General features: G+C 67.8%; 8 protein-coding genes. 2 read left to right on the forward strand and 6 right to left on the reverse strand.

Translation table 11 applies throughout. The annotated features are described in order from the left end of the window. Nucleotides 1-297: 297 nt before the first annotated feature. A complete protein-coding gene (locus tag F8S13_13180) occupies nucleotides 298-2,925 on the forward strand; it encodes a HAMP domain-containing protein (protein KAB8142509.1) in 2,628 nt (875 codons plus the stop codon). Next, nucleotides 2,900-4,396: a hypothetical protein gene (locus F8S13_13185; protein ID KAB8142510.1), complete on the forward strand. Its 1,497-nt coding sequence runs from the start codon at nucleotides 2,900-2,902 to the stop codon at nucleotides 4,394-4,396. Before F8S13_13180 ends, F8S13_13185 begins: the two co-directional genes overlap by 26 nt. Nucleotides 4,397-4,645: 249 nt before the next feature. Here the strand turns inward: F8S13_13185 and F8S13_13190 are convergent, their stop codons facing one another. From F8S13_13190 to F8S13_13215, 6 genes are all read right to left on the reverse strand, one after another. Continuing rightward, a complete protein-coding gene (locus F8S13_13190) occupies nucleotides 4,646-5,902 on the reverse strand; it encodes a glutamate-5-semialdehyde dehydrogenase (protein ID KAB8142511.1) in 1,257 nt (418 codons plus the stop codon). A 37-nt stretch (nucleotides 5,903-5,939) separates the two neighbouring features. Beyond that, on the reverse strand, nucleotides 5,940-7,043 hold the full coding sequence (proB, locus tag F8S13_13195; GenBank protein ID KAB8142512.1) for a glutamate 5-kinase: 1,104 nt from the start codon (nucleotides 7,041-7,043) through the stop codon (nucleotides 5,940-5,942). Between the two features lie 143 nt (nucleotides 7,044-7,186). Continuing rightward, nucleotides 7,187-7,867, reverse strand: a complete 681-nt coding sequence (locus tag F8S13_13200) for a response regulator transcription factor (protein KAB8142513.1) — start codon at nucleotides 7,865-7,867, stop codon at nucleotides 7,187-7,189. A gap of 16 nt (nucleotides 7,868-7,883) precedes the next feature. Beyond that, nucleotides 7,884-8,705, reverse strand: a complete 822-nt coding sequence (locus F8S13_13205) for a redoxin domain-containing protein (GenBank protein KAB8142514.1) — start codon at nucleotides 8,703-8,705, stop codon at nucleotides 7,884-7,886. A gap of 141 nt (nucleotides 8,706-8,846) precedes the next feature. Then, nucleotides 8,847-9,857, reverse strand: a complete 1,011-nt coding sequence (locus F8S13_13210) for a DnaJ domain-containing protein (GenBank protein KAB8142515.1) — start codon at nucleotides 9,855-9,857, stop codon at nucleotides 8,847-8,849. 348 nt (nucleotides 9,858-10,205) lie between these two features. Further along, nucleotides 10,206-12,593 (reverse strand): cytochrome C biogenesis protein, encoded by a 2,388-nt coding sequence (locus F8S13_13215; GenBank protein ID KAB8142516.1) that lies wholly within the window; start codon nucleotides 12,591-12,593, stop codon nucleotides 10,206-10,208. Between the last annotated feature and the right edge of the window lie 10 nt (nucleotides 12,594-12,603).

Consider the following 12,603-nt stretch of genomic DNA (forward strand, 5'->3'; position numbering starts at 1 on the left):
TCGCCTGAGTGGGAACTTTGGGTAGAAATTTCGTTTATATCAAAACAAATTGCCCGCCCTCATTTTTGCGAGGGATGCTGTCGCTGTTTTCATGCGCTTTTTCGCTTCCCAGCGCGCCGCGTATGCCGCAGCATAGGACGCCACCGCCCAGTACGTGATGTGACCATACCACCTGACCTGTAGGTGACTGTGGTCATATGGTATCGGTGTGGCTGGTGTGCTAGGCTCACACTGGGGAACATAGGTGGTCTGCGCCCAACGAAGCCAACTGGCGCGAACCGCACCAAACGATCTACCATGCGTCTTCTGCTTCGCATCTTAGCCGGGCGTATCAGCAACAAGATTGTGCTGCCGTACCTGCTGCTCGCGCTCTGCATCGGCATCGCCACCACCTTTGTGGCGGTGCGGCTCACCACGGGCGCGCTTCAGGATCGGATGGATAACCGCCTGATCGAGGCGGGCCAGGTCACCAGCGACAGCCTGGTGGCCACCGAGGACCAGCAGATCGAGCAGCTGCGCGCCATGGCCTTCACCGAGGGTGTGCCCGAGGCTCTGGCGGCTGGCGACACCGCCCATCTGGCCGAGCTGCTGCGCCCGCACTGGGCCAACAACGGCCTGCTGGCCCTGGTGGCCTTCGACGCCCAGGGCCAGCAGATCATCGGCTGGCAGCGCGACACCGAGACCTCGGTCGATGCGACCCCGGCGGATCTCAGCATCGCCGACTTCCCCAGCTGGTGGCTGACCGCGCAGATCACGGGCGGCAAGAGCGACACGTTTGGCGACAAGTTCTCGGCCTTCCGCGCGGGGCGGCTGTTCACCGCCGCGCCGGTGCGCCGCGATGGCGTGCTGGTGGGTGGCCTGATGGTGGCCGTGCCGCTCGACACACTGCTGGAGCGGCTGCAGAGCCGCAGCCAGGCCAGCGTCACCACCTTCTACGACTCGAATGGTGTGGCGGTGGCCACCACCCAGATCTTGGCGGGCGACGCGGTGGTGCCGCCTATCCCCGCCAGCTCGCTGGCGGAGCTGCGCCCGCTGCTTACCGCCGCCGACCCCGCGCACATCCAGAACGTGGCGGGCATCAACGGGCGCGAGTACCAGTTCGCCTACAGCCCGCTGCGCCTGCGCCGCGCTGTGGATGGCTACTTCTCGGTGGCGCTGCCGCGCAGCTTTATCGTGGACACCTGGGCGGTGCAGCGCCTGCCGCTGGCCGCGCTGGCCCTGGTGCTGCTGGCCGCCGTGGTGGCGGTGGGCACGCTGGTGTCGCGGCGCATCACCCGCCCGCTGGAGGACTTGGCGCGCACCGCTCGCTCGGTGGCCAGCGGCGAGCTGGAGCGCCGCAGCGCGGTGGACAGCCGCGACGAGCTGGGCGTGCTGGCCCGCTCGTTCAACCAGATGACCGAGCGCCTGCTGCACCTCTACGAGACCAGCCGCACGCTGAGCGCCCACAACCAGATCGGCGCGATCCTAGCCCAGGCCAGCGCCTCCATCCAGCCGATCGTACCGGGCGCGGTGGCCCTGGCGCTGCTGGCCGACGACGACGGCTGGCGCTTCTACGTGGGCGACGACGCCCCGGCCACGCTGCACGCCCTGCGCGGCGTGCGTCTGCCCGATGGTGCGGTGGTGCAGTCGCTGGTGAACCAGGCCGCCGAGCCCCAGGTGGCCGAGGCTAGCGCCCGCCGCATCCGCAACATCCAGCTGCCGCCCGACATGGCCTCGGTGTGCTATATGGCGCTCTCGGTGCAGCACCAGCTGATCGGCCTGCTGCTGCTGGCCCATGCCGAGCGCGGGGTGTTCGGCCCGGCCAGCCTGCCGCCGATCGCCGCCGTGGCCAGCATGACGGCCACCGCCCTGCACAACACACGGCTCTACCTTGAGGTGCAGGAGGAGGGTGCGCGCCGCCGCGTCATCCTAGAGAGCATCGCCGACGCCGTGATCGTGTGCGACGCCCAGCGCTTTGTGGTGCTGCTCAACCCCGCCGCCGAGGCCCTGCTGAAGGTGCGCGACTGGCAGCGCCGCCGCTACCACTTCAACGAGCTGCCGCTGGTGCCGATCGTGGATGCCAGCGCGCTGCTGGGCGAAGATGGCCAGCTCATCCAGCGCTACGAGGCCCTGGGCCAGACGCTGCGGGCATCCAGCGCGGTGCTCTCCTCGCCCGCCCAGGCTATATCGGGCGAGGTGATCGTGCTGCACAACATCAGCGCCGAGGCCGCGCTCGACCAGGCCAAGACCGACCTGATCGCGCTGATCTCGCACGAGCTGCGCACGCCGCTCACCGCCATCCAGAGCGCCGCCGACATGCTAAAGAAGGGCATCGGCGGCGAGTTGAACGCGCTGCAGACCGAGCTGGCCGACACGGCGCTGCGCCAGAGCTACGCCATGAGTGCCCTGATCGATAAGGCGATCATGGTGGCCAATATCGAGAACGGCACGCTGGATGTGGACACCTTCCCCACCGGGCTGGAGCTGGTGGTCACCTCGGCGCTCCAGCCGCTGCGCGACGCCGCCGCCGCTTCCGAGGTGGAGCTGCTGGTGGATGTGCCCAAGGAGCTGCCGCTGGCTCAGATCGACGGACGGCTGGTGAAGGTGGCGCTGCAGCAGATCGTGGACAACGCCATCAAGTATGGGGTGGGCGCGCCGGTGCGGCTGGTGGCCCGCGCCCACGGCGAGGGCATCGCCATCGCGGTGCGCGACTTTGGGCCGGGCATCGCCGCCGAGCAGATCCCCCACCTGTTTAGCCGCCTGCACCGTGGGGCCGACGCGCTCAACCAGGCCCCGCGCGGCATGGGCCTGGGCCTGATGATCGCCCGCGAGCTGATCGAGCGCCAGGGCGGCAGCGTGAGCGTGCAGAGCGAGCTTGGGCAGGGCAGCCTGTTCACTATCTTCCTACCAGGAGCAAAAGATGTTGCGCAAGCCGTCGCGGCCTAGCCGCTATCCACGCCGGACCACGCTGGCCAGCCTGATGCGCTGGCTGCTGCGGGTCTTTCGGCGCTCGCCCATCCGCGTGGCCTCGCTGGCGGTGGCCGCGCTCTCGCTCGGCGGGGTGGCCGGGGTCTCCGCCGCTGGGCTGCGCATGGTGGAGCCGCACAACCGCGACTACCCCGTGAGCATCCAGAGCCTGCTGAGCGCCAACTACGCGCCCTGGCCGGGCAATGGCCTGAATCAGGGCCGCCTCGACCAGGCGATCATCGCCGAGGCCGCGCGTGATGCGGCGCTGCGCAGCCCCGAGCGCGGCATGGATGGCGGCGCGGTGGCCCCCATGGATCTGCCGCCGCTGCCCCAGGCCCTGGCTAGCTCGGGCCTGCCCGCCGCCAGCGCGGCGGCGGTGGCCCCTACCGCCAGCGCCACCAGCGCGGCCAGCGCCACCCGCACCGCCAGCGCCACCCGCACGGCGCTGCTCCGCACATCCACGGCCCAGGCCAGCGCCACAGCCCGTGCTAGCGCCACGCCGCCTACATCCAGCGCCACGGCGCCTGCATCCAGCGCCACGCCGCTGGCCACGCTGGCCCCCGCCACGGCCCTGCCGCCCACGCCCGTCCCCGCCGATACGGCGACGGCTGCGCCATCCAACAGCGCGGTGGCTACCGCGCTCGCCTCGGCCACTGTGCTGCCCACCGAGACCGCCAGCGCCACCGCGCAGCCCACCGACACGGCTACGCCTAAGCCCACCAAGACGCGCACGCCCGTGCCAGATACCGAGACGCCGCTGCCGCTGACCGACACGCCGGTGCCCACGCCCACGATCTACCGGCCCACGCTTGGCCCCTCGGTTACGCCGCTGCCGCCGACCAGCACGCCGCTGCCATGGACGAACACGCCGGTGCCGCCGACCGATACGCCGGTGCCACCGAGCGCGACGCCGATGCCGCCGACCAACACCCTTGTGCCGCCGACCAACACCCTTGTGCCGCCGACCAACACCCCGGTGCCGCCGACCGACACCCCGGTGCCGCCGACTGATACGGCCATCCCCCCCACGGACACGCCCGTGCCGCCAACCAACACGCCCGTGCCGCCGACCAACACGCCCGTGCCCGCAGGGCTCGTAGTGAAGATCCTCAGCCCATCGGATGGCGCGACCGTCACCAGCGCCTCGCAGACAGGCTTTGAGATTAAGGCCTACGATCCAGCCGTGGGCAATGGCAATGGTGCTGGCATTACCCAGGTGGAGATCCAGATAGTGCAGCCGGATGGCTCGCTGATGGTGCTACCGATGGGCACGACCCAGACCGAGAAGGTGCTACCCTACTGCGCCTTTGGCGACGGCGGCGGGGCCTGCTCGACCGTCAGCGCTGGCACCTTCGCGGGCTGGCAGCCTGGCACCTACACGCTGCGTGCCCGCGCCCTCTCCACGGGCGGCGTGTGGTCGGGCTGGGTGTCGGTCACGTTTACGGTCTAGCTCGCCATCAAAGCGGCTCAGGGGCACTATGCTCCTGAGCCGCTTTTGTTTTGATATGTTGGTCTATGACTTTGATATGTTGGTCTATGACTTTGATGTGTCGGTCTGTGACTTTGATGTGTCGGTCTGTGATGTCGAGGCTATAGTTTTATTTTTAAAAGAAATGCTTTCGCATGATCGTATTTTTTTCATTCAAAAAGAAAAGGCGCTGGTATTGGGAAAGCTCCCAATACCAGCGCCCTGCCAGTATTACGCCCGCACGTGGCCATCGCCCTCGGCCACATACTTGTAGGTGGTCAGCTCGCGCAGCGCCATAGGGCCGCGCGCGTGCAGCTTCTGCGTGCTCACCGCGATCTCGGCCCCCAGCCCGAACTGGCCGCCGTCGTTGAAGCGGGTCGAGGCGTTCACGAACACCGCCGAGGAGTCGACCGCGCTCACGAAGTGATCCGCCGTCACCGGGTTCTCGGTGATGATCGCGTCGGAGTGGTCGCCGTACTGGGCGATGTGGTCGAGCGCCTGCTCCAGGCCATCCACCACACGGATGGAGAGGATGAGCGCCATGAACTCGGTGCCGAAATCCTCGGGCTGGGCGGGCACTGCCGCCGTGAACTCGGCCCCGCGCAGGATGTCCAGCGACTCCTCGTCGCAGCGCAGCTCCACGTGGTACTGGGCCAGATCCTCGGCCAGGGGCGGCAGGGCCTGGGCCGCCACATCGCGGTGCACCAGCACGGTGTCGAGCGCGTTGCACACGCTGGGGCGCTGCACCTTGGCGTTGCGCACGATCGGCACCACATAGTCCAGGTTGGCGTCCCTGTCCACATACACGTGGCACACCCCGATCCCGCCGGTGATCACGGGGATAGTGGCCTTCTCGCGGCAGAACTGGTGCAGCGAGGCCCCGCCGCGCGGGATGATCACATCCACATACTTGTCCAGCCGCAGCAGCTGCTCCACCAGCGCGCGGTCGGGGTCGTCGATCACCTGGATGGCGTCGGCGGGCAGCCCGGCCTGGGCCAGCGCGCCCTGGATGATCTGCACCAGCGCTGCGCACGAGTGGCGGATCTCCTTGCCGCCGCGTAGGATGGCGGCGTTGCCCGACTTCAGGCACAGCGCCGCGCAGTCCACGGTGACATTGGGGCGGGCCTCGTAGATGATGCCGATCACACCCAGCGGCACGCGGCGCTTGTGCAGGCGCAGGCCATTGGGCAGCACGGTGGCCTCGAAGCGCTCGCCCACCGGGTCGGGCAGCTGGGCCACCTTGCGGGTGTCGCTGGCGATCGCCTCCAGCCGCGCCCTGGTGAGCAGCATGCGGTCGAGCAGCGCGTCGCTGGTTCCGGCGGCGCGGCCCTGGTCCATATCGCGGGCATTGGCCGCAAGGATAGTGTCGGCCTGGGCCAGCAGCGCGTCGGCGATGGCCTCAAGCGCGGCGTTCTTCTGGTCGGTGGACATAAGCGCCAGCGTGCGGCCTGCGGCCTTGGCGCGCTTCCCCATCTGTTGCAGATCCATGCGAGTGGCTCCTTCTTCTTCGTATCGGGCAGGCAGGCTAGAGCACAACCATATCATCGCGGTGCACGGCCTCGGGGCCGTAGTCATACCCGAGGATCTCGCCTATCTGGCTGGACTGCGCCCCCATCAGCAGGCGCAGGTCGCGGGCGTTGTAGTGGGCCAGCCCGCGCGCGATCTCGCGATCCTGGCGTGAGTAGATGCGGATGGTCTGGCCGCGCTCGAAGTCGCCCTCCACCGCGCAGACCCCGGCGGGCAGCAGGCTCTTGCCGCCCTGGGTCAGCGCGCGGGCCGCGCCGTCGTCGGCCACCACGCGGCTGTGGCGGGCGGTCTCGGCCAGCAGCCAGCGCTTGCGGCTCTCCACGTGGCTGCTGATCGCTGGGAAGTGGGTGCCCACCGGCTCGCCGCCCAGCAGCCGCGCGATGATCTCTGGCTCGGCCCCGCTGGCGATCACCACGCTGGTGCCGCTGCGGGTGGCGAGGTCGGCGGCCTGGATCTTGGTGAGCATGCCGCCGGTGCCGCGCACGTTGCTGCCGCCCGCCAGCGCGTAGATCTCCTCGGTGATCTGGGGGATCTCGCGGATGAGGGTGGCCTCGGGGTTGTGGCGCGGGTCGGCGGTGTAGACCCCCGCGATGTCGGAGAGGATGAGCAGGATGTCGGCGTCGATCAGCCCCGAGACCATGGCCGACAGGTTGTCGTTGTCGCCCACCTTGATCTCATCCACCACCACCGCGTCGTTCTCGTTCACGATCGGCAGCACCCCGTACGAGAGGCAGGCCGTGAGCGTGTTGCGGGCGTTCAGGTAGCGGTGGCGGTCGCGCAGGTCGGCGCGGGTGAGCAGCGCCTGGGCCACCGGGATGCTGTAGAGGTCGAAGATCTGCTCGTAGATGTGCATCAGGCGGCTCTGGCCCACGGCGGCCAGCAGCTGCTTCATGGGCATGTCGCGGCGGCGTGGCGGGTACTGCAGCCGCTCGCGGCCAGCGGCCTGCGCCCCCGAGCTGACCATGGCCACCTCCACCCCCTGGCTGCGGGCGGCGGCCACCTGGCGGGCCAGATCGACGATGCGCGGGCGGTGCAGGTGGTCGGTGCCTGCGGTGAGCACGTTGGTGCCCAGCTTGATGACGAGACGACGTGGTTGTGACATGGCGGTCTCTACACAAGAACCGCAGCCTCGCCCCCCCGACCCGGCGTCGGCGGAAACAATGCTGCGGTTCGATTTGGTTCGCGGTGTGGCCGTGCGCGCCGCCGCTTGGGGCCGGGCCGCGCGCGCTGGCCAGATGAGCTATGCTACGGCACCAGCCGGTACCCCACGCCCCACTCCGTCAGCAGCAGCTTGGGGTCGCGCGGGTCTTCTTCGAGCTTGCGGCGCAGGTGCCAGATGTAGACCTTGAGGTAGTCGTTGTCCTTGGTGTACTCGCTGCCCCACACACCCTGCAGCAGATTCTCGTGCTGCAGCACGCTTCCGGCATTCTCGGCCAGCAGCAGCAGCAGGTCGTACTCGGTGGGCGTCAGGTCGATCAGCTGGCCGCGGATCGTGACCTCGCGCTTCTGCTTGTCGATCACAATGTCGGACTTGCCCGCCACCACCGGGCGGTTGGGCGAGGGCACGCGGCGGATGAGCGCGCGCACGCGGGCGTTCAGCTCGTCCATGTTGAAGGGCTTGGAGAGGTGGTCGTCGGCTCCGTTGTCGAGACCGGTCACAATATGCTGGCTGGAGCCGAGCGCGGTGAGCATCAGCACCGGCGTCTGCGTGAACTCGCGCAGGCGGCGGCAGACCTCCCACCCATCCATCTCAGGCATCATCACATCCAAAATGATCAGGTCAGGCTTCTGGCTCTGGGCTAGCTCTAGCGCCTGGTGGCCATTGTCGGCCTGGAAGACCATATAGCCTTCGTGCTCGAGATTGATCCGTACGAGTTCTCGCAGACCGGCTTCATCGTCTACGATCAGGATACGGCGCTGCTCCATGCTATTCCTCGCTCTTTCAGCGCATAGCGGCGGTATGCTGCTGAAGCTCGTTGAAAACGCGCTCCACATCTTGGGCGGTCAGTGATGTATAGCTCGCGTAGCGAATGGTGCCCGCTGGGTCGATGAAGAAGCTGGAAGGGAGCGGGAGCACTTGGTACGACCGCCCGACCGCGCCTTGCTCGTCGTAGACGATAGGGTATGTCACGCCGTAGCGGCTGACAAAGTTCTTCACATCTTGCTCGCCAGCGGGGCCATTCTGCTCGTTGCCACGCACATTCACGCCAATTACTACGAGTCCCTGATCCGAAAGTTTCTGGTATGTCTGCTGCAGCGCGGGCGTTTCGGCCTCGCAGGGGGCGCACTTGCTATACCAGAAGTTCACCAGCACCACCTTGCCCTGGCCAAAGTAGCTGTCGAGCCGCAGCGGCCTGCCCTCGATATCGTTCAGCTCGAAGGCGGGCGCGGGCTTCTCCATCTTCACCATGCTGATGGTGCGCGTGGTGCTGCGCCCGGCGAACACCCACACCACCATGATCAGCGCCAGCCCCACGGCGGCCCCGCCCACCAGCATGGCCAGCTCGCGGCGGCTGAGGCTGCTGCGCTCGCGGGCGGGCTGCTGGCCGCCCGCGTCGTAGGCGGCGCGGGCCTGCGGGTCGGCCAGGGTGCGGTGGGCCTGCTCGATGGCGGCCAGCCGCTGCTGGGCGATCTGGGCGAAATCCTCGCCCATGTCTTCGATATGCTCTAGGCTATAGCGCTGGCGCTCGCGGCTATAGGCGCGCTCGATCTGCTCGGCGCTGGCGTCGGGTGCGACGCCAAGCAGTGTGTAATAGCTTTCCATGGCTTTAGAACAGGCTGTTGACCTGCGTGATGCGGTTATTTTAACATATTCATTCGGCGATGTATACACTCTTGAGTTAGGTGCATTTTCGCGCGTGTAGGAATCTCTCAACTATTCCTTAACAAATGTGGCGACACAGCGCTACTTGCTGTACTGCTCGATCATCTGCTGGGCCTGCCGCCCGAACGACGAGTCGGCGGGCTGGGTCTCACGCACCTTCACCCATGCGGCCATGGCCTCGCTGACGCGCGGCGGGTCGTCGCTGATCAGGCAGAAGCCCAGGCTGATCTGCACGCGTGGGTCGCTGGGCAGCTGCTGGGCGGCCTGCTGCACCGCCGCAAGGCCGCGCTGCACATAGTCCTTGCTGCCCGTGCCAGCGCCATAGAAGCACGAGCTCATGCCGTAGTCGGCGCGCACGGCGCTGTCCTGCGGGTCGAGCGCCAGGGCTTGGCTGTAGGCCTCGGTGGCCTCCAGCCAGCGCGAGATGCGCTGCTGGTAGAGCTGGCTGTCGGGCTGGAACTCGCGCACGATCTCGGCGCTGTTGTAGAGCACGTTGCCGTAATCCACCCACTTGTCGGGGTCGGTCGGGCTTTGCTTGGCAGCGGCCTCGGCGGCGGCGATCTCCGATTCGAACTGGTTGAAGTCGACGGTGGGCGTGGCGGTGGGCTGGGCATCTAGCAGCGTGCCGGGCTGCTGCCCGCTGATCAGGAAGGCCGCCGTGGCGATCAGCGCTACCGCCGCCAGGATGCCGAATACCACTAGGGCCGGGTTGACCTGGGCCAGCCGACCGCCCGCTGCCCCGCCTGGGCTGGCCCGGCGCTGTGCGCGGTCGATGTCGCGCGGGCGCTCGGCGCGGCCCGCAGGCGGCAGCGGGCGGTAGTCGAGGGTCTCCTCGTCCTCGCCCAGCTCATCGGCGGGGGCCAGGGCCAGCTCGTCGTCGTAGCGGGCGCGGCGCTGCGGGTCGGCCAGCACCGCGTAGGCCCGCTCGATGTCGTCGCGCTTCTGGCGGGCCAGCGACACCAGTTCGTCGGCGGCACCTTCGAGCCGGGCGGCGCTGTAGCGGTCGAGCATGCGCTCGTAGGCGGCGCGGATGGCGTCGGCGTCGGCCTTGGGGTGAACCTGCAAGATCTCGTAGTAGTCGTCCACACGCACTCTCTATCTTTCCAGTGGCCCAGGTGCTGGGCATTGTACCATCTTGGCTCTGGCGGACACATGGCGGGGGACAGATGGCCTCGCCTGCTGGCGCGCTGTCTGTCCCCCGGTTGATCGTGCTTTCCTTTGGTCGAGCCTCATTTTGACCTGGTCGAACCTCACTTTGACCCGGTCGAGGTTGATTCTGACCCGGTCGAACCTCACTTTGACCCGGTCGAGGTTGATTCTGACCCGGTCGAACCTCACTTTGACCCGGTCGAGGTTGATTCTGACCCGGTCGAACCTCACTTTGACCCGGTCGAGGTTGATTCTGACCCGGTCGAACCTCATTCTGACCCGGTCGCGCGGCTACTCGGCGGTGAAGGTGCTGGCCACGCCGGGCACGCTGCCCTGGGGGCCAGCGGCGGGCACGCCGCGCTGCTTGGCGCGTCCCTCCAGCGTGCGGCGCACCATGGCCAGCAGCCCGCCCGCCACACCCACCAGCACGCCTGCCCACACCAGCACAATGCCGGGCTTCAGGCTCACCGTCACCACCGCCGTCTGCGGGTCGGTCGGCAGGTTCAGCCCGTCGATGCGGAAGATCGCCTGCATCTGGTTGGGGTCCACGTTCTCCAGCACGATCGGGTGGCCGCCGGGCAGATCCACCGGCTTCATCTGGATGGCCTTGGACATGTCGACCTCGCCGGGGGTGAGCGTGATCGCCGGGCTGGCGTCGATGGTCTGGCCCTGGTACTCGACCTTGATCTGGGCCGCCACCTTGGCCTCGGTGTCCACGTGGGCCATCTGGGCGTCGAAGTCGACGAAGGTGATTTTGTACGGCCCGATCGACTTGGTCTCGCCCTTGCCCATGATCGCCTTGTTCTGGTCGCGGGCGGGCTGCCATTCGACCGGCGAGATGTAGAGGTCGCGGAACAGCTCGCTGCGCACGGCGGGTGTGGCCATGGTCGCGCCCATGCGGTTGTTGAAGTAGAGCTGCGGCTGGGCGCGGAAGACCTCTTGGCCGTTCTGCTGGATGGAGAGGTCCATCTTGCCCTTGCCGTCTGGCGTCTCGAACCAGCCCTCGAACACATAGTCGTAGCCCAGGGCGCTCACCTTCTGGCCCTCGGGGATCACCACGGTCTGATCGGGGGTGGCGTAGGCCGAGGAGCCGACCACGCCGGCCAGCAGCAGCATCAGGCCCACGTGGGCCAGGTAGCCGCCGATCCGCATCCAGCCGCCGCGCACGGTGCGGATGATCATCACCAGGTTGGTGCCAGCGGCGAAGGTGACCAGGCCCAGGTACAGCAGCGATATCGGCTGAAGCTCGCGGCCCGACCAGGCCACTAGGCCGATGCTGGCGCACATCACCACCACGGCCACCGCGCCCGGCCAGCGCAGCGCCCTAGCCATGGCGCGCACGTTGGTGTCGCGCCAGCCCAGCAGCGGCCCCACGATCAGCAGGGTGGTGAGGATGAGGCCCAGCGGCGGCACGGTGGTGGTGTAGAAGCTGCCCACCAGCCCGAAGCGGCCATCCTGGAATGGCGTGGTGCCGACGCCGCCGTAGGTGGTGCCGTCATCCAGCTGGAACATAGAGCCGAGCGCCTGCTGAAGCCCCGCGCCGATGCCCGGGATGCCCGAGATGATCGGCATGGATGTGCCCAGCAGGATGACGGCGGCGATCACCAGCAGGCCGATGATCGACAGCACGAAGAAGCTATCGCGCGAGAGCAGCTTCTCGGAGATCGGCTTGGATGGGATGTCGCGCCAGCGCCATGCCAGCGCCGCCACGCCCGCGATGATGATCAGCACCAGCGCCGAGGTCATGATCGTCTTCAGGCCCTCGGCCACGAACGAGTGCACCGAGAACGACGAGAGCACGCCGGTGCGGGTGAGGAAGCTGGCGTAGAACACCAGCACAAACGAGAGCACCGCCAGCGCGAAATTGGTCTTGCGCAGGCCGCCGTGGGTGCGCTGCATGAGCATGGAGTGGATGAGCGCGGTGGTGGTGAGCCAGGGCACCAGCGCCGAGTTCTCCACCGGATCCCAGCCCCAGTAGCCGCCCCAGCCCAGCGTCTCGTAGGCCCAGTAGCCGCCCAGCAGCAGGGCCAGCCCCAGGAAGGCCCAGGCCGCCAGCGCCCAGGGCAGCGCGTCGCGCACCCAGCCGTCGTAGTCGCGCCGCCACAGCCCGGCGATCGCGAACGAGAACGGCAGGGCGATCAGCGCGTAGCCCACGAACAGGATGGGCGGGTGGATGATCATCCACAGGTTGTGCAGGGTGGGGTTCAGGCCCTTGCCATCGGGCGGCGAGAGCATCACGCCGTTCTCGGTGTAGGGCACGAAGGGGTTGCGCACCAGCATGAAGACCAGCAGCCCGGCCTGGATGAGCATGAGCACGCTCATCACATACGGCTCGTTCTGGCGCGTGCGGCGGATGAGCAGCTGCGCGGCCACCAGGCCCCACAGCGCCCATACCACGAACGACCCCGGCTGCCCGGCCCACAGCGCGGCCACGCGGAAGGCCATCTCCAGGTCTTTCGACGAGTAGTTGTAGACGTAGTCGATGTCGTAGCGCTGGTTGACGAACAGGTAGGCCAGCAGGGCCACCACCGCCAGCACCGCGCCCAGCGCCACGCGGGTGCCGATGCGCCCGTAGGGCAGCATGGCGGTGTTGCCGCGCGTCACCAGGCCGTAGCTCACCGAGGCCAGCAGCGCGGCGGCGATGGCGATCAGGATGATGATCGTACCAAGCAGGTACATGGGCTATCTC

Source organism: Chloroflexia bacterium SDU3-3, assembly GCA_009268125.1.
Lineage (GTDB): Bacteria > Chloroflexota > Chloroflexia > Chloroflexales > Roseiflexaceae > SDU3-3.

Bases quoted from the DNA above. Each gene is read 5' to 3' on its own strand.
- F8S13_13200 (KAB8142513.1), bottom strand. From the start codon at position 7,867: ATGGAGCAGCGCCGTATCCTGATCGTAGACGATGAAGCCGGTCTGCGA.
- proB (KAB8142512.1), bottom strand. From the start codon at position 7,043: ATGTCACAACCACGTCGTCTCGTCATCAAGCTGGGCACCAACGTGCTC.
- F8S13_13180 (KAB8142509.1), top strand. From the start codon at position 298: ATGCGTCTTCTGCTTCGCATCTTAGCCGGGCGTATCAGCAACAAGATT.
- F8S13_13205 (KAB8142514.1), bottom strand. From the start codon at position 8,705: ATGGAAAGCTATTACACACTGCTTGGCGTCGCACCCGACGCCAGCGCC.
- F8S13_13190 (KAB8142511.1), bottom strand. From the start codon at position 5,902: ATGGATCTGCAACAGATGGGGAAGCGCGCCAAGGCCGCAGGCCGCACG.
- F8S13_13215 (KAB8142516.1), bottom strand. From the start codon at position 12,593: ATGTACCTGCTTGGTACGATCATCATCCTGATCGCCATCGCCGCCGCG.
- F8S13_13185 (KAB8142510.1), top strand. From the start codon at position 2,900: ATGTTGCGCAAGCCGTCGCGGCCTAGCCGCTATCCACGCCGGACCACG.